The organism is Paenibacillus azoreducens (genome assembly GCF_021654775.1).
Lineage (GTDB): Bacteria > Bacillota > Bacilli > Paenibacillales > Paenibacillaceae > Paenibacillus_AQ > Paenibacillus_AQ azoreducens.
The window spans coordinates 5,453,345-5,475,855 of sequence record NZ_AP025343.1; the positions used below are offsets into that span (position 1 = coordinate 5,453,345).

Genomic DNA, 22,511 nt, shown 5'->3' on the forward strand with positions numbered 1-22,511 from the left:
ACAAAGTGACGCATGACCTTTGAAGCTTATTCCGATTACTTTGCGGGGCCCCCTTGTCTGATATGTCAAAAAAGCAGCAGGACTGCCATCAGGCGGTCCAAACTGCTCCATAAAGATGCCGCTTACTCTTCCATTCCTCCCGCAAACAGTGGGAAAAGGCTTTTTTTGTCCAGCTTGCCCACCGCTGTCTTCGGCAGTTCTTCGATAAACTTGATCAGCTTGGGGATTTTGTACTTTGCAATCGATAACGCGCAGTATGCCTGCAGCGCTTCCGCCGTCGGCTGACAGCCGGGCTTCGGAACGATGGCCGCCGCCACGATTTCTCCCCATTTAGGGTGCTCCACGCCAACGACTGCCGCTGCGCCCACTTCGGGGTGGCGTTCCAGAAGATGCTCCACCTCCAAAGGATACACGTTTTCTCCGCCCGTAATGATCATATCCTTCTTGCGGCCGACGATATAGAAATAGCCATCCTTGTCCCGCTTCGCCAAATCCCCGGTTAAAAACCAGCCGTCCAGCCAGGCCTCGGCCGTAGCCTCCTCGTTGTTCCAATAACTATGAAACAGATGTTTCCCCCTTAAAGCCAGTTCACCTACTTCTTCAGGTCCCGTAACATCCCGGCCGGCACCGATCAGCCGCACATCGTTAAACAGCATCGGCAGTCCGACGGAGCCCGGTTTCAGAAGCGCTTCGCCGCAATCGATAACAAAATTGTTCGGGCCAGACTCCGTTGCGCCGTAACCTTCCTTGAAGGGCAGGCAGCGGGCGGCGAATGAGGCGTACACCGTCATCGGACAGGGCGCTCCGCCTGACAGGAAGGTTTTCATTGTGCGAAACTTCGCATCGGCAAACCGCGGACTTTGCACCAGCAAATGATACATCGTAGGCACCATCAGCACGATCGTGCATTGCTCCCGTTCCAGCAGCCCGATCATGCGCTCCGGCTGGAATGACTGCACGCAGATGACCTTGCCCCCGCTCATAAGCACAGGCAGCGTCAAAGCATTGATGCCGCCCGTATGAAACATCGGCAGCACCGTTGGCGTCACGTCTGTTTCCGTGAGCTGCCAGGTTATGGCGGTATTGAGCGCATTCCAGTACAGGGAACGGGCCGTCAGCACAACTCCTTTCGGCTTGCCGGTCGTACCGCCCGTGTAGATCATCAGCCACGGAATATCCGCATCATCCTCGCGCGCTGCCGTTTCCGTCTCCGGAAATATACACATCTCTTCATCGGCTGCGGCGAGCCGTGCCCTTTCCAGTTCGATCGACTCATCCAGCTGGTCCAGCGGCAGCCAAGAGCATGCCGAATCGACGGGCAATCCGGGGAATGCCGTCAGGCTTTCGGCGTGATACCAGACGATCCTGGGCGTGCAATCCGTTAAAATATGCCGGAGCTCTTCGACATGCAGGCGCCAGTTCAGCGGAACGAGCATCGCCCCCAGCCGGCGGCAGGCAAACAGCAGCACAAGCAGCCGGCTGTCGTTCGGCGTAAGAATCCCTATACGGTCTCCCTGCCGCACGCCAAGTTTGAAGAGGCTCCGTGCGGCCATGTCAACCTTTTCGGCCAACTCGCGATAGGTCAGGGTAAACCCCGTATCTTCGTCCATCAGTGCGGTACGATCAGCCGACAACATGCATCTGCGTTCAAACCATCCATCAGGTCTAGCGGCAGCGCCGGAGTCAAATTGAGCCCCGTTCAGCTCTCCGGTATCCGCATAAGCTGCATGCCAATTACGGCCGTTCCACGATAAGTGCGACACCATGACCGCCTCCCACACATAATGCGGCTGCTCCAAAGCGGCCCTGCCTGCGTTTAAGTTCATGCAAAAGGGTAACGAGTATCCGCGCACCGCTGGCTCCGATCGGATGGCCCAGCGCAATCGCCCCGCCATTCACGTTGACCCGCTCCGAACCGATGCCAAGCTCCTGAAGGCAGGCGATTGTTTGGGAAGCGAATGCTTCATTGATTTCAATCAGATCCAATTGCTCAAGCTTAAGCCCTGCTTGCGCCAACGCCTTCCGCAGCGCGGGAACGGGACCAAGGCCCATCCACTGCGGCTCGACTCCGACCGTTGCATAACCCTTGATTAATCCCAAAGGTTCAAGCCCCTGGTCCTGCGCTTCTTCCGTCGAAGCCACCAGCACGGCTGCAGCCCCGTCATTGATCCCGGAGGCGTTGCCGGCCGTTACGGTTCCGCCTGCTTCAAAGGCAGGCTTCAGCTTGGCAAGCGCCTCCGGCGTCGTGCCGAAACGCGGGTGCTCGTCGCGTTCGGCCATCCGCACGCCGGCGCGTTCTCGGACCTCAACCGGCACGATCTCATCGGCGAAACGTCCGCTGCGCACCGCCGCCTCGGCCCGCTGCTGGCTGAGCGCCGCATAAGCATCCTGCGCTTCGCGGCTGATGCCAAACCGCTCGGCAAGCCGTTCGGCCGTGATGCCCATGGCCTGCCGCGAAATCGCGCAGGTTAATCCATCATGCAGGGCCGTATCCAGCAGCTCCGCATTCCCGTATTTAACGCCTGCGCGCAGGCCTGGAAGCACATGCGGGGCTTGGGTCATATTCTCCATGCCGCCGGCGACCGCCCAGCATACATCTCCGCTGCGCACCGCACGCGCCGCCTCTATCACGGCCAGCAGGCCCGAACCGCATACCAGGCTTACGGAAGCGGCCGGCGCCGTAAAGGGCAGACCTGCCGCGACCGAAGCCTGCCGCGCCGGATTCATCCCCAGGCCGGCTTGAAGCACATGTCCCATCCATACATGATCCACCCGTTCAAGACCTAAGTTTGCCCTCCGGCAAACCGCCCCGATAACCGCTGCACCCAACTCCACGGCGCCCACGCGCCCGAACTGTCCTTGAAATGAGCCGATCGGCGTCCGAGCGGCACTTACGATCACAGCTTCTTTCATTACATCCACCTCATGTTCTCAATTCTGCGTATTCGGTATTGCCAACAATTGAGAACAGTTAACATGATACGGGTTGCAAACGGGTTGCAATCCCAGCCAAGAATAAGATCGGGAATGCATTTTTGCCAAAGTTAATGGTTAATGCCTCCTATGATGTAAACGGCAAAAAAACGCCAATCGGCATTGAAAGAGCCCGTTGGCGTTCCATAAGCAATGTTATATTTCTTCAAAGCTTCCAAATTTCATCGGCAATTTCCCTTGATAAAGGCCAGCTTCTTCTACTGCTGCTCTTCAGTCAGGAATGCTATTCCCCTTCCTACCCTTCAATCGCCTGATGAAGGGCATCGATATAAGCCAAAGCAAGCTTGGAAAGCGCAGCATTCTGATGGCTGATCCAGCCTACGTTAATCGTTTCCTCGCATGCGAGCGGAACCGGAATGATTTCGTTTCCGTTCAAGTCCGCGCTCAGCACGCCTGTCGAAATCGTGTACCCGTTCAGCCCGATCAATAAATTGAACAATGTCGCGCGGTCGTTGACCCGGATGCTTTTCGGATGAGACAAGGTGCTCAATATTTCCTCCGAAAAATGAAACGAGTTATATTCCCCCTGCTCAAAAAATAGATAGGGGTATTCCGCCAACTGGTCGATGGTGACGATCGGCTGTTTGGCCAAAGGATTGTAAATACTGATAAAAATATGCGGCTTCGCCGTGAACAGGCTGGTGAACTTCAGGTTGGCGTCATTCAAAAGCCGGTTGATGACCTTGCTGTTGAATTCGTTTAAATATAAAATCCCGATCTCGCTGCGCTGGCTTTTGACATCCTGAATAATCTCATGCGTTTTCGTTTCGCGGAGCGCGAGCTCGTATTCTTCATGTCCATATTCGCGGACCAGATTCACAAAAGCATTAACCGCAAACGCATAATGCTGGGTGGAAACCGAAAAATGCTGCGGGGAAGGTTTGGCATTCAAATACCTGCCCTCCAGCAGCTCGGCCTGCTCCATTACCTGCCGGGCGTAGCCGAGAAACTCGGCGCCTTCCTTGGACAACGTGATCCCTTTGTTCGTCCGCTCGAAAATCGTGATCCGCAGCTCCTTTTCCAGCTCCTTGATGGCGTTGGACAAGCTGGGCTGCGATATGAACAGGCGCTTGGCCGCCTCGTTCATGGACCCCCGGTTCGCAACCTCTATCACGTATCTTAACTGCTGCAATGTCATGGATTGTTGTCCTTTCCTTGGTATACTATAAGAGGAGGTTCAAAAAAAAAACAAAAGCAAATGAAATCTAACGAAACTACAGATCGTTATTTGGGATAAAAACAGTCTTAAAGGCACTTATTTAGCTTAATAGCGATACCCAGTTTCGTTAGAATTTCAACTACCCTTTTTTTCTGCCAATAGCGATACCCAGTTTCATTAGAAGCCCACATGACCTCATGATCACCACCAACGATGAAAATGTTATGGGTCTTGTCTCAAAACACAAAAGCACATTTCGTATAAATTTCAACAAGCCTTTTTTGCTGCCAATAGCGATATCATGTTTCGTTAGAGATGAAACCCGCTTTGAGCAGAGATTATACCAAAATTTATTTCCGGGAGGTAGAGCTGCCATGCCCAATCTATCCAAAATACTGGTCATTCTCGGCATCATCCTCATCGCGGCAGGTCTGATCTGGTGGCTTATCGGCCGCTGGATTCCCCTGGGTCGGCTGCCTGGTGATATCGTCTATGAAAAAGATAACGTCAAAGTGTATTTTCCGATCGTCACCTGCCTGGTGATCAGCATCATCGGCTCCCTTCTCCTGATGCTGTTCCGGCGTTAGGCGCGTTTCACTCGCAGCATGCCGCCTGCTTCACCATGTTCCGGAATTCGGTAGGCGACATGCCGGTGTATTTTTTGAATTGCCTGTAAAAATACCCCGGCTCCAAATACCCGACGCTTCTCGAAATCTCGCTTGTTTTCATCTGCGTTTCGGTCAGAAGCGTTTTGGCCTGCTTGATGCGGTGCGAGTTCAGATAATCGCTGAAACTGACGCCGGTCTCCTTCAGAAACAGCTGGCCCAGATAAAACGGATGAATGTTAAATTCGTATCCAAGCGTCTTCAGCGACAACTCTTCGGCGTATTTCGTGCGGATCTGGTGCAGCACCTGCTTGACGACCGGGCTGAACTCGTCATCCTCCACAGACAAATAATCAATGGCGGCGTGGGCGATGAATTTGACATGCTTTGCCAGCGTGCCCACCGTTTGCGCTTTGAAAAGGGCCGTAAATAACTGTTTATAGCCGCTTGTGGCAAGTTGGTAGTTCAGCTTGTTTTCTTTGACGATCTGCTTGGTGCACAGGATGAGTTCGACGGCAAAATTACGGATTTGTACCGGGGACACCGGATCCGTATTTCTCACGGTAAACAAATGATCAATATATTCATCGATAGCGGCCTTGTTCCGGTTCAGCAGAAGCTTTTCGTATTCCAGCGTGTCCAAAGCAGCATACCCCTGCAGTTCTTCCGAAAGCGTCATCTCGCCGTAGCTGATGATTTCGTCTTCCCGATGCGTCAGGAAAAATTCCTGCAGCCGTTTGGCTTGAGCATAACTTTGCGGCAAGCCTTGATACCCTTGTTCCATACTGCCCAAAGTGATCATTACTCCGGTTTGACGCTCGTTCAACCCGCGCCGGATTTCCTTCAATAATTGCAGCATCCGTTCCTGCAGCATCCCGGGATCTTCTCCCAAGCAAACGATAACCACGTCCCCCTCCAGATCATAAAAGCGAATAATCGGCCCTTCATACCCGGTCTTTTCCGCAATTTCCCTGCAGCTCGCATAGACTTGACGCCCATGCTCCTGCCGCCAAGAAGGCAATTCTTCAGATGCTCCCATGTCGGGCGCTTCCCTGATCACGGCAGCCGCATAGCAGGACATATCCGCCGGAATATCAAGAAACTCAAGCCTGTTCCTAAGCTCGGACGGATCAATCCTCCCCGAAACCCAGCGGTTCATGACATTGTCGCGCAGGATGTCCAGCTCATCCGGATCAAAATAAGAAGGGCGCTTGGCATTGTCGATTTTCTGTACGGTGCTTTGGATCGTCTCGGCCAGCTCTTTCATATTGACCGGTTTCAGCAAATAATTTTCGATCCCAAGTTTCATGCCTTCCTTAACGTAATTAAATTCATTGTAACCGCTCAGTACGATAAATTTCATGTTCGGATGCAGCGGCTTCAGCTTCCGGATAAGCTCCAATCCATTCATTTCATGCATCATGATGTCCGTAATCAGAATATCGGCCCCCGAATCCTTCAGCTGCTCGAAAGCTTCCCTCCCGTCATACGCTTTGCCGCACAGCTCGGTCCCAAGCTCTTCCCAGTCCACCACGGAATGCAAACCTTCCAGAATAAACGGCTCGTCGTCTACAATAAACACCTTACGCATACATTTTTCCCCCTTGGCTTGATGGAATTTTCATGGTGATGATGGTGCCCTGGTGGGGCTGATCCGCTAGTGCAAGACCGTACCCGTCACCAAAGCAGATTTTAATCCTCTCATGCGTATTCCTAAGACCAATAGACGAAGGATGGCTGGTCCCCGTCCCCTGCAAAAGTTTTCGGATCTCCTCCCGTGTCGAAGGATCAATTCCCCGCCCGTTATCCCGAATCGTAATCACCGCATCGCTTCCTTGCAGCTCTGCCGCAATCGAAATCCGGTTATCCGAACGCGACATGATCAAGCCATGAACGATATAATTTTCAATCAGAGGTTGAATCGACAGCTTGAGTACCGGTATATTCATCAGCTCAGGCTCCGCATCGATTTCATATGCAAAATTATCCACGTAACGGATGCGGAACAAATCAAGATACAAACTGCAGTATTCAAGCTCATCGGCCAGAGTGACAATCGTATCGCGCTTGACCGAGTACCTGAACAACGTCGATAAAATATAGATCATTTCGCCGACGTCATCCGCTTTTTTCGCTAACGCCCGCATGCGTATGGCTTCCAGCGTATTGTACAAAAAATGCGGTTTGATCTGGGCTTGAAAAGCCACCAGCTCCGCCTGCTTTTGCTTGATCTCTGACACATACACCTTGTCGATGTATTCCGCCAGATCTTCGCACATCTGATTAAACCGGTCCGAAATCTGGTAAAGCTCGTCTTCCTTTTCCACCGGAATCCGCACCGACAGATCCCCGTTCCTTGCCTTTTCCAGCGCCTTCATAATGGCCCGCGTCCGCCGCGAAAAATTGACGATCGTAAAGCGCGTCAGAATCATCGCAGCCACAATGCAAATGCTTGTCACAAAAAAAAGCGTATTCCGCAGCCCCCTCAAGCTGCCCGTAATTTCAGATTTGGGGATGACGCCGGCGACGTAATAGCCGAACCGGTTCGAGATTTGCACGTTCATGTACGAGGGCTCTTCAAAATCCTGAACGGCTGAAGAAGAGCCAAGCCTCGACATATACGGATATTTTTGGCCATAGTAACGGCCCGATGAGTCGAAGAGAACATCTCCACCCGGCGTCAGAACGGTAATATCCCCCTTTAAATCGCCCCAATTTTTCAGGTATTCCCCATACATGCCGCTCAAATCATAATTAATAACCAGGTTGCCGACGTTTTCCTGCGCGACCAGGCTGTTGATATTGCTGACGGTAGTAAAGCTATTTTCCGAGATGACATATCGTTTCAGGGCGGTCTGCAAATCCGCATCGACACGGTAATAATTTTCGGAATCCCTGGTCAAGATCTGCACGGATTTTTGGTTTTCGCTATAAAGGGCAATCATGCGGATATCCGGGTAGCTGCTCAGCTGCAGGCGCAAATAAGACAAAATATCTCGTCTGCGGACGCCTGTCGTATTATATTTTTCGATTCTGTCGTTCAAATAGCCGGAAAAATCATTTTTCAGGAAAGAATACACATCCTCCATTAGCGTCACCGAATCATCCCGGTAAAGCTGCTGGACGATCTGCTGCGTGGTTGAGTACCTTGCATCCAGATAGCTGCCGATGCTCGATAAAATGCGGTTGTTGAATTCCAGTTCCTTATTGACCTGCACATTCAGCTGGTACGTATAAATGAAAGCCGATAGGCTCGCGAGCGACAGAATCGTGATCACCGAGTAGAAGAAAACGATTTTATTAAACAGCTTTTTTCTAAAATGTATTCTATAAAAATCTCTCAGCTTTTTCATATCCAATATCCCTCTTTGTGAATGTATGCGCTTTCAATTAACGGTAATAAGCCTTACCTTTCTCCTCTAACCTTACCACAACTTTCCTGGCGCAAGCTCTCCCCTTTCGCATGAATCTTTGTTTTGTGCATGGGATGTTTGTTTTTTTCACTTTAGGCAGCGCTTACAACTGCGCTAGATTAAAACTATCAACACACATCAATGACAGGAGGGGGCTCACGTGGAAAAGGGTTTGATGCGCTGGCTTAACATATTCAGCCGCAACAAATGGCTTCTGCTGATGGTGCTGCCGGGAACGGTATGGTTTTTTCTTTTCTGTTATCTGCCCATGCCCGGCGTGATCATTGCGTTCAAGGATTACAAGTTCGATACCGATGGTTTCCTGGCCAGCATGATTCGCAGCGAATGGGTCGGGTTCAAAAATTTCGAATATCTGTTCCAGACGGAAGACGCATGGATCATCGTTCGGAATACGCTCCTTTACAATGCCGTGTTTATCTTGCTGGGCACGTTTTTTTCGGTGCTGGTCGCCATTTTGGTCAGCGAGATCACAAACAAGAAGATGGCAAAATTGTATCAGACGGGCATGTTCCTGCCGCATTTTTTATCCTGGGTTATCGTCAGTTACTTCGTTTTCAGTTTTTTAAGCGTCGATAAGGGCGTGTTGAATCAACTGCTTAAATTTTTCGGGGCCGACCCGGTTTTCTGGTATTCCAAAACGGATTATTGGCCTTACATACTCGTCATCGTCAACTTATGGAAGGGCGTTGGATACGGAAGCGTGGTGTATCTGGCAGCGATCGTGGGCATTGACAAAACCTATTTTGAAGCCGCGATGATCGATGGGGCGAGCAAATGGCAGCAGATCCGCAAAATCACGATCCCTATGATCACGCCGATTATCGTCATTATGTTCATCCTGGCCATCGGCGGCATTTTCAGGGCTGACTTCGGGCTGTTCTACCAGGTACCGCGGGATACCGGCGCCTTGTATCCGGTCACGAACGTCATCGACACCTTTGTTTACCGCGGACTTAAAGTAACCGGCAACATCAGTATGAGTACGGCGGCAGGCTTGTACCAATCGATCGTCGGATTCGTGCTGGTCATCGTCACTAACCTGATCGTCAGAAAAATCAACAGAGAACAGGCTTTGTTCTGATAAGGAGGGAATGCCGTATGGACAACAGCATAGCCGCCGGTCAACCTGTTAACAAGCCGTCCAAAAAGCCAAAGAAAGCACGGAATTTCCACCAGCTGCCTCCGTTCTGGAACGCGGTGGTGAATCTGGCGGTCGGGCTCTTCTCCTTCGCCTGCGTGTATCCGTTCCTGTTTGTGGTCATCATTTCGCTGACCGACGAAAAAGCGCTGGCTCTAAACGGGTACAGCCTTTTCCCGAAAAAATGGTCCTTTGAAGCGTACAGCTATATTTTCAGAACGGGCGATCAACTGCTGCGATCTTACGGAGTCACGATTTTCATTACGCTCGTCGGAACACTTCTTACGGTTGCCATCGTTTCGCTTTACGCCTATGCCATTTCCAGATCTTATTTTAAATTCCGCGGGATCTTTTCGTTCATTGCTTTTTTCACGATGCTGTTCGGAGGCGGACTTGTTCCTTCCTACATCGTCGTTTCCCAAGTACTTCACCTGAAGGATACGATCTGGGCTTTGATTTTACCGATGTCTGTCAGCGCTTTTTCGATTCTGATCATGAGGACTTTCTTCAAAACGATGGTTCCCGATGCGATTATCGAATCCGGAAAAATCGACGGGGCGGGCGAATTCCGCGTATTTATCTCCCTGGTCCTTCCCATATCCCTGCCCGGCCTGGCCACCATCGGCTTATTTGCGGCCCTCGGGTATTGGAACGACTGGTTTAACGCCCTGCTCTACATCGATGATGCCAAGCTGGTGCCGCTGCAGTCGCTGCTGATGAAGATCGAAACCAACATTCAGTTCATTCTGCAAAATTCGGCCATCGGCAGCGGTACCGATCGCTCCGCCATCGCCCGCAGCTTGCCGGCGGAAACGACGCGGATGGCCATGGTCGTTCTGGCTACGCTGCCCATCATTTTCGCGTATCCGTTCTTCCAACGCTATTTCGTTCAGGGGCTTACCATCGGCTCTGTGAAGGAATAGATATAACCTGTTTTTCATGCGGTTTAAAATTTCAAGACAAGGGGATGAAAGTGTATGAAGAAAAGAAAAGGGATTCAAATGGCGCTCAGCCTGTTGCTGCTTTGCTCCATGATTTTGTCCGGTTGCGGCGGCAAGGATAACGGCAGTTCCGGTCAAACCTCAAGCGGCGCCGATTCCGGCAGTCAGGCCCAAAACACCGAAAAAGAAAAGCCGGTCAAATTGATCTGGTATACCATCAGCGGGCCGCAAAAGGATCAGGACAAGGTCATGGCTGAGGTCAACAAATACACCCGTGAAAAAATCAACGCCGAAATCGATCTGCGTCTGATCGACTGGGGGGATTATTCCCAGAAAATGCAGGTGATCGCCGCCTCCGGCGAGCCGTTCGACATTGCCTTTACCTCTTCCTGGGCTTTCAATTATGTGGAGAGCGCTAGAAAGGGCTACTTCTACGAGTTGGATGACCTGCTGGACAAATACGGACAAGGCATCAAAAAGGCGCTAAACCCCGCTTTCCTGGAAGGCTCCAAGGTCAACGGGCACAACTACGCCATTCCGACAAACAAAGAGCTTCCGGCTCAAGCCGTCTGGCGTTTCAACAAAACGCTCGCGGACAAATACAACCTGGATGTTTCCAAGGCCACGACGCTTGAAAGCCTGGAGCCGATGCTGAAGACCGTCAAGGAAAACGAGCCGGATGTATATCCGATTCCGTCCAATATCAGCCCATACCTGCCGTTTGACTTTGCCCTGGAAGGCATTCCGGTCGGCGTGCCGATCGACACAAAAGATTTCAAGGTAATTAACGTATGGGATACGCCGGAAACAAAACAAGTATTTGATACGATGCACAAATATTATCAAGCAGGTTACCTGCCGCCGGATGTCGCAACCAAGCAGGGCAATGAGCATGAGAAAACCGGGAAATGGCTGCTCGATAAACAGCACACCGTTCCATTTGCCGATATTCAGTGGTCCGACTCCCTCGGTTATAAGGTCGTGTCGACGCCAATTCATAAGCCGATTGTATTCAACTGGTCCGTTACCGGTTCCATGCAGGCGATTTCCGCCAAAACCAAACATCCGGAAAAAGCCATGGAATTCCTGAACCTGCTCAATACCGACGAACATTTGCGCAACCTGATCAACTACGGCCTGGAAGGCGTACATTATAAAAAGCTGTCCGAAGATACTTTCGAGCCGATTCCGGATTCCGGATACTCCATGCCATCCTTTACCCTCGGTAATATGTTTCTGCTCTACAAACTGAAGGATGATCCGAAGGACAAATGGGAGCAATACCAAAAATTCAATGAATCCGCAACCAACGCGCCATTGCTCGGCTTCCAGTTCGATCCGACGAATGTGATGACCGAAATCGCCAACGTCAAAAATGCCGTGGATGAGTACGGCCCGGCACTGAACACCGGTTCCGTCGATCCTGCTAAGGTTCTCCCGCAGGCAATTGAGAAACTGAAAGCGCAAGGCATCGATAAAATCATCGCCGAATGCCAAAAGCAGCTGGATGAGTGGAAAGCTCAGAATAACAAATAACGTGCATCGGGGAACATAGAATTTGGACTTTAATCAATGAAAAAGCCACGGGTCACAGGCTCTGTCCGCGCCGTAAAGAATGGATGCTTTCATTCCACTGGATGCGAATTTGCCTGTGCCTCTTGGCTTTTTTGCTTGCTATGAGTTTGTTTTTACAGGGAATCTTAACACTGTTTTCAATTTCGACGGTTCAGTCTTACGGGGATCCGACAAATAAATTTCCCGATGAATTTTGCTTGATCGGATAAATCCATGTTCAGTACAAAAAGCTTCCATTCGCGAAAAACTTTCCGGCTCATCGTCAAAACTTCCAATATGCATCATTTGACAGCTCAATCCATCTTCCGCATGTTCGAACCGAACGTTCTCAAGGAACGGATTTGGTTTTTTCCTTCTCGTCTGTTCCAAAAATCGCTCGAACAGTTCTTCAGTCAAAAAATCGGGTTGGCGTATCATGATCGTATACTTATAATTGTTTTTGTCTGTTGCGGGTTTTGTCCGATCGAGCAAGTCCCATTCTCCCTCAAGCGGGAAAACCGTATATTCATAATATCCGGCGGGTACATCCTCACTTTTGTAGGACATTCGCACAGCATAACTCATGCTGTACAAAGCTTCCGTTGCCTTGGCGAATTCCTCGCCATTAGGATCCCCGGATCCACTGACCATAAAAAATGGCATCCTCGGTACTGCCACAATTTCCGGCACTGTTTTTGGCATATAGAGCTGCTTATAATCTTTTTTATAATCTACCCTTTTGGTCATGACATGCATCTCCTTATGAATATAATAGGCCGACATTTCCCGATGCCATCAACGCGGCAAACACGCTGGTCACTGGGACTCAGCCTTTGCTCTTAGGTTACACAAACATCCCTGACAACAAGGTTGTCAGGGATGTTTAGGATGAGCCGTAAAATCGGGACAAATCGGCCGCCAGCTCCGCCATGGCCTGCTTCAGCCGGAGCGGCTCCACGACTTGAACCTGCTTGCCGTAGGACAGCAGCACATGCGGCAGCCACTCGAGCATCACGGCTTCAGGCATTGCTATGTTGAGAAATTCATTTTTCCGCTCGATGCGGCAGGCTTTCAGGAACCACAGACTGGCAACGGAGTCCAGCACGTCGCTTTCGCCGCGCAAACGGACGGCGGCCTCCCGTTCTTCGGGCCCGGCTCGCATAGCATCTTCTTCGATATATTGCCGGATGGAGAAGCTTTCGGGTTTAGCAAAGCGCTGCCCGGTTTCGACCGCCGCTTTGATCCGGTCGGCACGAAAGATGCGGATTGACTGCCTTGCATGGCAATACGCGGCCAGATACCACCGGTTCGGACGGTAAAAAAGCCCGTAGGGGTCTATCCGCCGTTCCTCGCCGGAATCGCCGCTATGCTTGGCATACAACATGATCAGCGTCCGGTTGCCCGCAACGGCTTGTTCCAACGTCCGCAGCATCTTCTGCAGTTCGGGTGAGGGCTCGGCATGCTCTGCCGCAAAACCGGCGGCATGGCGCCGCAAATCCTCCTGCTGGTAATCGTTCAAGCGCTGCTTGATTTTGCCGAGCGCCCGTTCCAACGCATCCGCATAGGGATCTCCCGCCTGGCGAGCCAGCTCAACCCCGTGCGCCATCGCCTTCAACTCCGACAGGTCAAAAAACAGCGGCATGGCCAAAAACGAGTCCGGCAGGCTGAAGCCGCCGCCATGTCCCGCCTCGGAAATGACCGGAACCCCGCTTAAGCCAAGCACGTCAATATAGCGGTAAACCGTCCGCACGCTGACCTCAAGTTCCCCGGCAATCTGTTCCGCCGTCATTTTCCCTTTCGTCCGCAGAAGCCACAAAACAGATAGAATATAGTCCAGCTTCGTCATATCATCTCTTTTCCTCGCGGACCATGGAATAGACATACGTGTCCAGCGAAGCTCCAGCTTGTACCATGTAATTCCGCAAAACGCCTTCCTGCTGAAAACCAAGTTTGAGCAGCATCTGACTCGAAGCCGCATTTTCCTTAAAAACAACGGCGCCGATGCGGCCCAGATTCAATTCTTCAAATCCATAGGCGATGACGCATCCCGCAGCCTCCGACGCATACCCGCTGCGCCAATGATCCGGATGGATTTCATACCCGATTTCCGCCCGTTGATGTTTAGGCGACCATGCATTAAAACCGATCGTACCGATCAAACCCGAAGTTCCTTTCCGCTCGATTCCCCACCTCATTCCTCGTTTGTTCTGGTAGCTGTCCGCAAAAAAAACGATAAGCTGCTCCGCCTGTTCACGATGCTCAAAAGCCTCCTGACCGTAATAACACATCGCATCCCGATTCGAGAAACAAGCGAATACGCTTTCTGCATCCTCTTTCGTAATTTCTCTTAAAATCAACCTTTCAGTTTCAAGTTGTGGAAACATATCTTGCACATCCTTTAATGAAGGTGGTAACGCATATTATCGCTATGATGCCATGAATTGGAAAAGTCTGCAATACTTTAAACAGCAATATCATAACGGTTTTCTTCATAATGGCCATGCATCCGTTCATACATATCTTGAGATTGGAAGCATATCTACCAGACATCTTTTAGGAGGGATGGATGAATGAGAGACAACCCGGAGAATCCGGACGGCAATAAGCTGCCTATTCCCCAGCCCATCCGCAGCGACGGTGCGGGCGGCCCGGACTGGGGACCCCGCGATGTGTTACGAGACCTGGAAAATCCCGATATGTTCGTCCCGCCGGTTACCGATTCGGGATTGCTGCCGAATCTTAAGTTTTCTTTTTCCGATACGCATATGAAACTGGACCAAGGGGGCTGGTCGCGGGAGATTACGGAGCGCGAGCTGCCGGCTGCCAAAGCTCTCGCCGGCGTTAACATGTACTTGACTCCGGGCGGAGTACGCGAATTGCACTGGCATCAGCAAGCCGAGTGGGCCTATATGATCCGCGGCAGCGCGCGGGTGACGGCCGTTGACCAGAACGGATGCAATTTCATCGCCGACATCGACCCGGGCGATTTATGGTATTTCCCTGCCGGTCTGCCGCATTCCATTCAGGGGCTCGCGGAAGGCTGCGAATTTCTGCTCGTCTTCGATGACGGAAGCTTCTCCGAAATGAACACGCTCTCCATTTCAGATTGGTTTGCCCATACGCCCAAAGACGTGCTTTCCGCCAATTTCGGTGTACCCGAAGATGCTTTCGCGCATCTGCCTGACGAACAGGTTTACATGTTCCAGGCGCCTGTACCCGGCTCCCTGGAAAGCCAACGCATCGACTCCCCATACGGAACGGTGCCGCTCAGTTTCAAACACCGGCTGCTGGCGCAAACGCCGCTTGTCACTCCGGGAGGGAGCGTGCGGGTCGTCGACTCCTCGAACTTCCCGATATCCAAAACGATCGCGGCCGCTCTGGTCGAAATCAAACCCGGCTGCATGCGGGAAATGCATTGGCATCCCAATCAGGATGAGTGGCAGTATTATTTGACGGGCCAGGGACGAATGACGGTTTTCGCCGGCAATGGTGCGGCGAGAACCTTCAACTACAGAGCGGGCGACGTAGGTTACGTGCCATTTGCATATGGCCATTACATCCAGAATACCGGAACGGAAACCTTATGGTTTTTGGAAATGTTCCGCAGCGACCGCTTTGAAGACGTGTCCCTCAACCAGTGGATGGCTTTGACGCCAAGGGAACTTGTCAGCGAAAATCTTCATGTGGGTCCGGAGCTTCTTCATGCGCTGCGCAAAGAAAAATGGCCGGTTGTCAGATAAATGTCTAGCGGCGAACTTTCAACGAAAACGGACTGAGTTAAAGGAAATGACATGGGTACAGACTCGCAATCGATGGATGAAATTCGCACTCATGACACAGGTGCTGATTCGCAAACAAATCTCTAACGGACACAGCAGCCGCTATTGTGTGCAATTTCAACCATTATGATTTTATACGAAAAATAACTTCGCGCATTAAAGTGTGAAAGCGCGCCAAAGCAAAAAAAGGTTTCTGTTTGATTGAACTTCCAAAATATGGGTCTATGTTAGATTCAGCTCATGAATCTCAACTTTATAGCCCATCTGGTTGATTTTACGAATCCAGTACTCAATAGTCTTCTCGCGTTTACCCAAATAGTCTGCACCCAGTTCCTCGTAAGGCACTTTGTCGCGAAGGACGACGTAGATCATGCGTAAGAGTAAATGTGAAACCGCCATAATGGCCTTTTGTTTGCCCATACGTTTGACCAGCCTGTAGTACACCGCAGCGATCCGTGAGTCTTTCTTACGTATCGCTGCCCAACTACATTGGCAGAGAACCGATTTTAGCCCTCTACTTCCTCGTTGGTTCTTTTTTCTTTTTTTTTACCGTTACTTTCATGATTGGCTGGGCATACCCCGGCCCATGAAGAAACGTGCCCATCGGATGGAAATTGAGACATATCTGTACCCAATTCGGCCACGATGCTCGCCGCTGCATCATGGTTGATCCCAGGAATGGTGTCCAGCAATTCCATTTCCAAGTGATGAGGCGTAAGCAGAGAATCGATTTCCGCTTCCAGTTCCACAATCTCCTTCTCGAGATACACAATATGCTCCAGATGTCTTCGGATCATATTACGGTGATGGATGCGTAATCGTCCATTCAACGACTCCATGAGTTTGGGGACCTTACGCTTTAGTGTCGACTTGACCATGTCTCGAACTTGCTTCTCATCGAGCACCTCGCCATTGACAATGGATTCAAGCAACGCTCGACCGGAAACCCCAAAAATGTCGCTCATAAAGGTGGTGAGTTTCAAATTCGCATCTTGCAAGATCTTGTGAACCCGGTTCTTCTCTTGGGTCACATTCTGGAGGAGCTTGCGCCGATAACGAGTCAAGTCACGCAAATCGCGAATGTCTTTATGAGGTACAAAACTCTTCTCGATTAATCCGCTGCGATGCAACCGAGCGATCCATTCCGCATCGTTGTAGTCGGTCTTCCGGCCTGGAACATTCTTGATACGCGTTGGGTTGGCTAAGGTCAACTCACACGTGTCCTCCAAAACGTTCCATATGGGTTTCCAGTACACGCCTGTGCTCTCCATAGCTACATGTGTGCATTCCCGAGCCAGAAGCCACTCTTGCAATTGCAGCAATTCTTTCGTGGTCGTCCCGAATGTTTGAATTTCTTTCGATGGCTTTTTCTCCAGCGGACCGGAGAGCAAGCAGACTACGATGTTATCCTGATGAACATCTAGACCGGCACATCGTTCCAAAATTGCATCCAAGAGGAACAACTCCTTTCGAGGTTTCAAGATTTGTACAGACAGATCATGCAACCTTGTACAAGATGACACTTTATACGCGTACTCGTAGTAACAATCGGCGATTCTCGTGGTTGCAATGGGTCCGATTCTAACACGGAGTGTGTCTCCAAAATATAACCGACCTCTGATCCATCTATCTTAAGTACCTCAAAAAGTGGGCAAGAACGCAAGTCCCATTTTTCATATATGGTGGTGACCGTCAGGCCATGTTTGATTCTAACGGACACAGCTGCAGTTATTTAGAGAAAAAGCTCGCTTTTGATGATGTTTATGGGCAGTTAAGCGCTGTGGTGTCCGTTACATTTTTAAAATAGCTGTTTTTAGCCATTTAGCGGTCGTGGTGTCCGTTAGAAGCCACTTGATCTCACGGTCACCACCAACGAGAAAATGTTATGGGTTTTGTCTCACAAACGCAAAATCAGTATAAAAATAGTTGAGATTACTTTCGAGGGCAGATTCGCCCAACACCAAAAACACATTCCATAGCGTACACGTTACAAATGTTTTCTTGCGATATCAGGATGCGGTTCCCGAAAGATTAACAACCACCGCCACATTAAAGTGACGATGGTTGTTAATGTTGGAGATTCGGCAATTGGCGGGTTACGGTTACGACCGGGGTCATAACGGGATCTCCCCGCTGACAACCGAGTACCTGACATTCCTCCACTTCTGCGAACGCCAGCGCAGGATCATCACCGCGCCGCGCAGCCATTCATCCGCGATAAACGCGAGCCATATGCCCGGAATGCCAAGTTGGCATACGATCCCAAACAGATAAGCAAGCGGAATGCTGATGCCCCACATGGAGACAAGTCCGGCATACACCGGGAATCTGACGTCGCCGGCGGCATTGAGTGCGCTGATGACAATCACATTACAGGCCCGGGCTGCTTCAAGGACAAGCGACAGCAGGAGCAGGGTCCGGCCAAGGCGGATCACTTCCGGATCGGAAGTAAACAAACCGAGCAGCGGCTTGGAAAAGATGACGAGCAGGCATCCGGCTCCAAATGCAATCAGCAGCCCGATCCGCAAATGGCGGTAACAAACGCGGTATGCTTCATCCTGTCTTTGCGCGCCAATCAAACGTCCGATCAGAATAGATGTCGCCTGTCCGATGGAAATCGAGAAAAGAAACACGAACATCGTTATATTCTGCGTATAAATTTTGGTCGTCAGCGCGGAGGTTCCGAGCATCGAAACAAAATAGGTGATAAAAATTTGCGAAACATTATACGAAATATTCTCGCCTGCCGAAGGTATGCCAATGCGCAGCATCTCTTTGACAACTTTGCTGGGCATCCTGATGACATCACGGACGGAGAACGGATACCGCATCATTTTGACTAGCAAAATGACGGCGATGGCAACCCCGATCAACCGGCTGACGTCCGTGGCGATGGCCACTCCCTGGACCCCAAGCACCGGCATGCCAAACGGACCGTACAGAAACAAATAATTGCCGGCTATATTCAAGAAAATGACCGTAAAGGTCAGCAGCAGCATTTGTTTCACGTAACCATGCATTCGCAAAATCGTATCGGCCGTGACGATAAAAGCGGAGGCAAAAGAAAACATCCCCGTCCAAACCAGAAAAGAGACCCCGTCGGACATCAGCTCGGGCGGCAGCTTGAGCAAATGCAGGAGCGGTTTCGCAAAAACGACCAAACCGATGCTCACCAAAATGCCCATGACAAGATTCAGCCCGATCGAAATCGAAGCGATTTTCGCCGCCTCCCGGTCCTTGCCGGCTCCGAGCAGTTGAGAGATCAGAATGCCAAGACCAACCGTCACAAATCCGAACAGAAAATGAGACGATGTCATGATTTGATTGGCCACGCCTACCGCGGCAACCGCCCGGTCTGAATATTTGCCGAGCATCAGCGTGTCTATATTCAAAATAACGGTCTGCAAAAACTGCTCCAGAAAGATGGGCCAGGTCAGTCCCAATAATGTAAAAGCTTGTTCTTGTTGTTTTTTCATACAGCCCGCCTTTAGTTTAGAAAAACCCTCAGTTAAAAAGACTCAATAGATTAGTTTTGACATGGCGCAAGGCGGCCGTTACGGTTACGGATCGTTCTAATGGTCGCTGGCGCTTCGAAAGAATCGATTCCGTCCCCTCCGCTACCTGCGCTTCTTGTTATGTGCTAATTATAAGGAGCCTTCATGTTTCGATGCTGCGGCAGCTGCCTTGTTCCAACAGTTCATGGCTCAGGACGATTGTTTTCATTTTGCCCTTACTCTTTGCAACTCCTTGCTCCTCGATCATTTCCAACAGCAAATCGACGGTACACTCGCTGATCCGGTCCACCGGCTGCTTGATCGTCGTCAATCTCGGCCGCATGATTTCGGCAATTTGGCTGCCGTCAAAGCCGATCACGGATATATCTCCGGGTACATGCAGACCATGGTCCTGGATGCAATTTACGGCGCCTGCCGCCATATCGTCGCTCGCCGCAAAGACGGCGGAGAACCTTCCCTGCGCTTCCCTAAGCAGCTCGGCCATCAACCGGTATCCGCTGGCAAGTTTATAGTCGCCATGGCGGATCAAGGCTTCTTCAATCATTATCCCGTGATCCCTGCATGCGGCCGCATACCCCTCAATCCGCCTCAGGCCTGCGCATACATCCCTTTTGTCCCCCGCAATCATCGCAATCTCCCGGTGTCCTTGAGCGATCAAGTAGGAGGTTGCGTCGTATCCCGCCTGAAAGTCGTCTATGATGACGGTGGGCAAATTCATGCCAAAATCGGCGTGAACCACAACCGGGATTTGCGTTTTGTTCAGGAAAAGGCGGATATCCTCATTTAATTTTTCATGCATCAACACAATGCCGTCAACGCGCATTTCCTGATAAATATTCAAATATTTCACAACCTTGTCGGTATCCTCAACGATGTTGGAAACCAGCAGGTTGTAGCCTCTCCGCCCGGCAATTTCCTCAATTAGGCTCAGAATCATCGCCTGAAAATTGGACGTGATATCCGGAATAATGACGCCGATGAGGTTGGTCTTATTCCGTTTCAGACTTTTGGCGATCAAGCTCGGCGAATAATTCAGCTCTTCAATCGCCCGGCGTACCTTCTTTTCCAGCTTTTCGCTGACATGGTCGCCATTGTTCAGCACGCGGGAGACGCTGGTAACGGAAACGCCAGCAGCACGCGCCACGTCTTTGATTTTTACACTCATACATCAACTTCCCCATCCGCCAAAAAAATCTTTACTTTTAATCTATAATCAGTTGCTTTCGTATTGCAGCCGCTCCAGACACATCAAGCACGGACACGGCATTCACGCCCATATCGGCGAACATTTTGAAGCATGTAATGTCATGCAGCGTATAGATCCACACCCGAAGCCCATATTCGTGGGCGATCCGAACTAGGGAACCGCGGCAGGAGGGAAAGTCCACGTTGATCCCCGCACAGCCCGCCTGCTTCACCCGCGTGCAAATTTCTTCGATGGCCGCCTCATATACGGCAGACCCTAGTTTGCTTAATTTCTCGGGAGTATTCCACATCACTCTGGAATGAAATGGCGAATTTAAAACCCGGTCCGTTGCCCCGGTAAAATAGATCTGCTCCCGCATGTCCATGGATTCGAGAAGTTTCAGCGCAGGCAGGGCGGCTGCATCATTTTTAAGATCCAGGTTAAAAGATACCGCCGTCCCTTTAAATCGGATGAGCACGTCCTCCAGTTTTACAAGGCTTCTTCCCGCCTCAAATTTCAATGGATTATCCTGCTTCAACTCTTCAAAGGTACAGGACGAAAATGCCGGGTGATCGTCATGATGCAGCACGCAAACGCCGTCTTTCGTTGCCTGAACATCGACTTCCAGCACCTCGGCGCCCGCATCCTTTCCGGCCAAACAGGATTCCAGCGTATTGTCCGGAGTGCCTTCGCAGCCGGTATGCGCTATGATCAACGGTACATTCATGAGGCAGCCCCCTCAAAATAAATGGGATTGGTAAAGGCAAGCGTCGTCAAAGCTCCATTCAGCATGCCGGACAGCCGGATTCGCATCCACTTGAGGCCTTCGGGGCTGAAGGAATATCGAATTTCGTCCGTCCCTTCATTCACCGGCCGGCGCAGCATTTCTCCGGCATTCGTTTCAATGATGATGATCCGTCCCGGGTCGTTCGAACCCGTTTGGCTGCCCGGATGCGCGGATGGAATCACCTGCAGCTTCAGCTCACAGCTTGCTTCTGCTCCGGCGCTTTTTACGTCAATGACCTCCCCCAATCCGTACCGGTCTTCGCCACACGTAATCTGCAGCTCGAGAAGAGATCCCATGCTCACGCAGATCCGGCCGGAGCGAATCGCGTCTACCACGTCCTCCGTGCCGGGCAGCCCGTTTTCATGTTTCAATCCAAGGTAAGTAAACGCCGGAGGGTCATCTTCATCGGAAGTACGGTGCCAGTCGCGTCCCGCCGTCCCCGAAATCCGGTACCCCTCATTGAGCAGGCGGGTCCAGGTTTCGAACGCCGGTGCGTTATGGTTCCGCATCGGCGGCAACGTTTCATGCCATACCTCCATATAGTCGATCTGGTTCCAATCCTGAACGGCATACTCCCAATGGCAGCCAGTGCAGATCGGGCTCCCTAAACTGAACGGATGCGCGATTCCCACAATGCCTCCCTGCTCATGCACTCTGTCGATCCCTTTATGGATATCCGTTGGCCCCAAGTCGCGCCATTCGGAATAAGGAACGCCGAGGGTCAGCATATGACCGTAGAAAGTCGTCCACTCCAGTCCGGGGATCACGGCGATGCCCGTTTCTTCCGTGACCGAAGCCGCATCGACCATTCCCGACGTGGTGTTATGATCGGTCAGGGCAATGCCGCTTAGCCCAAGTTCCTTGGCTTTTCTGCACATTTCGAGCAGCGTATGCGTGCCATCGCTGTGCGGCGTATGGGTATGCAGTTCAAACGGAAGCCATTTCATGGCTCTCTCCCCCTTCCCCGATCCGGAGCCGATACCGACATTCCTGCGTTACGACGCAATGAACGCTGATCGTCACTTTCCACACGCCCTCCCCTACCTGCCCGGCAAAAAAACCGGGCGAAGCGGCGTGCAGCGACAAAATATGCCGCTGATGATTCGGATGGCGGTGCGCCGAGCCCCGGAATCCATGCGGATCGTCGACGGAGAGCGTCAGCAGATTTTGAAGCGGGTGGAATTTATCCCACTGCCGTGAATACACGCCTTGGAGAGCAGGATCCACATATTTGCGGATCGCTTCCTCGATCAGCGGTTTGGACGCTTCCTTGTCATCCAATGTTTTCGGGTCGTAAGCAAACTCGATCTCCAGAACATCGATTCCTTCGGGAATATACAGTTGGTACGTGATGTGAGTTTTGGAACTGAGAGGAGTCAAAGCCCCTTCAACCGCCAGCAGCTCTCTCATGCTTGCTTT

The 22,511-nt window shown here is 51.2% G+C and carries 20 protein-coding genes; 5 read left to right on the plus strand and 15 right to left on the minus strand.

Annotated elements, in window-relative coordinates; genetic code table 11:
- Window positions 1–122: 122 nt before the first annotated feature.
- The 3 genes from L6442_RS24235 to L6442_RS24245 all read right to left on the minus strand — a co-directional run bounded on the left by L6442_RS24235 (window position 123) and on the right by L6442_RS24245 (window position 4,132).
- The gene (locus tag L6442_RS24235; protein WP_212979642.1) at window positions 123–1,766 is read right to left on the minus strand and encodes a class I adenylate-forming enzyme family protein; all 1,644 of its coding nucleotides are present in this window, start codon (window positions 1,764–1,766) and stop codon (window positions 123–125) included.
- A complete protein-coding gene (locus L6442_RS24240) occupies window positions 1,735–2,913 on the minus strand; it encodes an acetyl-CoA C-acetyltransferase (protein ID WP_212979643.1) in 1,179 nt (392 codons plus the stop codon). Before L6442_RS24240 ends, L6442_RS24235 begins: the two co-directional genes overlap by 32 nt.
- Window positions 2,914–3,229: 316 nt before the next feature.
- Window positions 3,230–4,132: a LysR family transcriptional regulator gene (locus L6442_RS24245; protein ID WP_212979644.1), complete on the minus strand. Its 903-nt coding sequence runs from the start codon at window positions 4,130–4,132 to the stop codon at window positions 3,230–3,232.
- A 395-nt stretch (window positions 4,133–4,527) separates the two neighbouring features.
- On the opposite strand from L6442_RS24245, the gene L6442_RS24250 reads away from it, so the two are divergent.
- Window positions 4,528–4,740 (plus strand): DUF2905 domain-containing protein, encoded by a 213-nt coding sequence (locus L6442_RS24250; RefSeq protein WP_212979645.1) that lies wholly within the window; start codon window positions 4,528–4,530, stop codon window positions 4,738–4,740.
- Between the two features lie 7 nt (window positions 4,741–4,747).
- On the opposite strand, the gene L6442_RS24255 is transcribed toward L6442_RS24250, so the two are convergent.
- On the minus strand, window positions 4,748–6,349 hold the full coding sequence (locus L6442_RS24255) for a response regulator transcription factor (RefSeq protein ID WP_212979646.1): 1,602 nt from the start codon (window positions 6,347–6,349) through the stop codon (window positions 4,748–4,750).
- On the minus strand, window positions 6,342–8,111 hold the full coding sequence (locus L6442_RS24260; protein WP_212979647.1) for a sensor histidine kinase: 1,770 nt from the start codon (window positions 8,109–8,111) through the stop codon (window positions 6,342–6,344). Before L6442_RS24260 ends, L6442_RS24255 begins: the two co-directional genes overlap by 8 nt.
- Window positions 8,112–8,346: 235 nt before the next feature.
- On the opposite strand from L6442_RS24260, the gene L6442_RS24265 reads away from it, so the two are divergent.
- From L6442_RS24265 to L6442_RS24275, 3 genes are read left to right on the plus strand one after another with little or no spacing between them, the layout of a single operon-like run.
- Window positions 8,347–9,273, plus strand: a complete 927-nt coding sequence (locus L6442_RS24265; protein WP_212979660.1) for an ABC transporter permease — start codon at window positions 8,347–8,349, stop codon at window positions 9,271–9,273.
- A gap of 17 nt (window positions 9,274–9,290) precedes the next feature.
- Window positions 9,291–10,253 carry a carbohydrate ABC transporter permease gene (locus L6442_RS24270; RefSeq protein WP_212979648.1) on the plus strand — a complete coding sequence of 321 codons (963 nt, stop codon included), beginning with the start codon at window positions 9,291–9,293 and terminating at the stop codon, window positions 10,251–10,253.
- 54 nt (window positions 10,254–10,307) lie between these two features.
- A complete protein-coding gene (locus L6442_RS24275; protein ID WP_212979649.1) occupies window positions 10,308–11,807 on the plus strand; it encodes an ABC transporter substrate-binding protein in 1,500 nt (499 codons plus the stop codon).
- A gap of 138 nt (window positions 11,808–11,945) precedes the next feature.
- On the opposite strand, the gene L6442_RS24280 is transcribed toward L6442_RS24275, so the two are convergent.
- From L6442_RS24280 to L6442_RS24290, 3 genes are all read right to left on the minus strand, one after another.
- Window positions 11,946–12,572, minus strand: coding sequence for a GyrI-like domain-containing protein (locus L6442_RS24280; RefSeq protein ID WP_212979650.1), 627 nt, complete (start codon window positions 12,570–12,572; stop codon window positions 11,946–11,948).
- Window positions 12,573–12,708: 136 nt separating this feature from the next.
- On the minus strand, window positions 12,709–13,671 hold the full coding sequence (locus L6442_RS24285; RefSeq protein ID WP_212979651.1) for a helix-turn-helix transcriptional regulator: 963 nt from the start codon (window positions 13,669–13,671) through the stop codon (window positions 12,709–12,711).
- 1 nt (window position 13,672) lies between these two features.
- A complete protein-coding gene (locus tag L6442_RS24290; protein WP_212979652.1) occupies window positions 13,673–14,209 on the minus strand; it encodes a GNAT family N-acetyltransferase in 537 nt (178 codons plus the stop codon).
- 186 nt (window positions 14,210–14,395) lie between these two features.
- On the opposite strand from L6442_RS24290, the gene L6442_RS24295 reads away from it, so the two are divergent.
- The gene (locus L6442_RS24295) at window positions 14,396–15,565 is read left to right on the plus strand and encodes an oxalate decarboxylase family bicupin (protein ID WP_212979653.1); all 1,170 of its coding nucleotides are present in this window, start codon (window positions 14,396–14,398) and stop codon (window positions 15,563–15,565) included.
- Window positions 15,566–15,826: 261 nt separating this feature from the next.
- Here the strand turns inward: L6442_RS24295 and L6442_RS24300 are convergent, their stop codons facing one another.
- The 7 genes from L6442_RS24300 to L6442_RS24330 all read right to left on the minus strand — a co-directional run bounded on the left by L6442_RS24300 (window position 15,827) and on the right by L6442_RS24330 (window position 22,502).
- Window positions 15,827–16,048, minus strand: a complete 222-nt coding sequence (locus L6442_RS24300; protein WP_237099961.1) for a hypothetical protein — start codon at window positions 16,046–16,048, stop codon at window positions 15,827–15,829.
- Window positions 16,049–16,110: 62 nt separating this feature from the next.
- Window positions 16,111–17,058, minus strand: coding sequence for an IS110 family RNA-guided transposase (locus tag L6442_RS24305; RefSeq protein WP_237099960.1), 948 nt, complete (start codon window positions 17,056–17,058; stop codon window positions 16,111–16,113).
- Between the two features lie 660 nt (window positions 17,059–17,718).
- A complete protein-coding gene (locus tag L6442_RS24310; protein WP_212981222.1) occupies window positions 17,719–19,080 on the minus strand; it encodes an MATE family efflux transporter in 1,362 nt (453 codons plus the stop codon).
- A 181-nt stretch (window positions 19,081–19,261) separates the two neighbouring features.
- A complete protein-coding gene (locus L6442_RS24315) occupies window positions 19,262–20,284 on the minus strand; it encodes a LacI family DNA-binding transcriptional regulator (protein ID WP_212981223.1) in 1,023 nt (340 codons plus the stop codon).
- A 37-nt stretch (window positions 20,285–20,321) separates the two neighbouring features.
- The gene (locus tag L6442_RS24320) at window positions 20,322–21,032 is read right to left on the minus strand and encodes a glycerophosphodiester phosphodiesterase (RefSeq protein WP_212981224.1); all 711 of its coding nucleotides are present in this window, start codon (window positions 21,030–21,032) and stop codon (window positions 20,322–20,324) included.
- Window positions 21,029–22,039: a CehA/McbA family metallohydrolase gene (locus tag L6442_RS24325; RefSeq protein ID WP_212981225.1), complete on the minus strand. Its 1,011-nt coding sequence runs from the start codon at window positions 22,037–22,039 to the stop codon at window positions 21,029–21,031. The genes L6442_RS24320 and L6442_RS24325 overlap by 4 nt, the downstream gene beginning before the upstream one ends.
- Window positions 22,020–22,502: a hypothetical protein gene (locus tag L6442_RS24330; RefSeq protein ID WP_212981226.1), complete on the minus strand. Its 483-nt coding sequence runs from the start codon at window positions 22,500–22,502 to the stop codon at window positions 22,020–22,022. Before L6442_RS24330 ends, L6442_RS24325 begins: the two co-directional genes overlap by 20 nt.
- Between the last annotated feature and the right edge of the window lie 9 nt (window positions 22,503–22,511).

Excerpts from the sequence above, each read along its gene's own strand:
- L6442_RS24260 (WP_212979647.1), bottom strand. The coding sequence starts at position 8,111 with ATGAAAAAGCTGAGAGATTTTTATAGAATACATTTTAGAAAAAAGCTG.
- L6442_RS24295 (WP_212979653.1), top strand. The coding sequence starts at position 14,396 with ATGAGAGACAACCCGGAGAATCCGGACGGCAATAAGCTGCCTATTCCC.
- L6442_RS24280 (WP_212979650.1), bottom strand. The coding sequence starts at position 12,572 with ATGACCAAAAGGGTAGATTATAAAAAAGATTATAAGCAGCTCTATATG.
- L6442_RS24270 (WP_212979648.1), top strand. The coding sequence starts at position 9,291 with ATGGACAACAGCATAGCCGCCGGTCAACCTGTTAACAAGCCGTCCAAA.
- L6442_RS24265 (WP_212979660.1), top strand. The coding sequence starts at position 8,347 with ATGCGCTGGCTTAACATATTCAGCCGCAACAAATGGCTTCTGCTGATG.
- L6442_RS24310 (WP_212981222.1), bottom strand. The coding sequence starts at position 19,080 with ATGAAAAAACAACAAGAACAAGCTTTTACATTATTGGGACTGACCTGG.
- L6442_RS24255 (WP_212979646.1), bottom strand. The coding sequence starts at position 6,349 with ATGCGTAAGGTGTTTATTGTAGACGACGAGCCGTTTATTCTGGAAGGT.
- L6442_RS24245 (WP_212979644.1), bottom strand. The coding sequence starts at position 4,132 with ATGACATTGCAGCAGTTAAGATACGTGATAGAGGTTGCGAACCGGGGG.
- L6442_RS24250 (WP_212979645.1), top strand. The coding sequence starts at position 4,528 with ATGCCCAATCTATCCAAAATACTGGTCATTCTCGGCATCATCCTCATC.
- L6442_RS24285 (WP_212979651.1), bottom strand. The coding sequence starts at position 13,671 with ATGACGAAGCTGGACTATATTCTATCTGTTTTGTGGCTTCTGCGGACG.
- L6442_RS24235 (WP_212979642.1), bottom strand. The coding sequence starts at position 1,766 with ATGGTGTCGCACTTATCGTGGAACGGCCGTAATTGGCATGCAGCTTAT.
- L6442_RS24290 (WP_212979652.1), bottom strand. The coding sequence starts at position 14,209 with ATGTTTCCACAACTTGAAACTGAAAGGTTGATTTTAAGAGAAATTACG.
- L6442_RS24325 (WP_212981225.1), bottom strand. The coding sequence starts at position 22,039 with ATGAAATGGCTTCCGTTTGAACTGCATACCCATACGCCGCACAGCGAT.
- L6442_RS24330 (WP_212981226.1), bottom strand. The coding sequence starts at position 22,502 with ATGAGAGAGCTGCTGGCGGTTGAAGGGGCTTTGACTCCTCTCAGTTCC.
- L6442_RS24240 (WP_212979643.1), bottom strand. The coding sequence starts at position 2,913 with ATGAAAGAAGCTGTGATCGTAAGTGCCGCTCGGACGCCGATCGGCTCA.
- L6442_RS24275 (WP_212979649.1), top strand. The coding sequence starts at position 10,308 with ATGAAGAAAAGAAAAGGGATTCAAATGGCGCTCAGCCTGTTGCTGCTT.
- L6442_RS24320 (WP_212981224.1), bottom strand. The coding sequence starts at position 21,032 with ATGAATGTACCGTTGATCATAGCGCATACCGGCTGCGAAGGCACTCCG.
- L6442_RS24315 (WP_212981223.1), bottom strand. The coding sequence starts at position 20,284 with ATGAGTGTAAAAATCAAAGACGTGGCGCGTGCTGCTGGCGTTTCCGTT.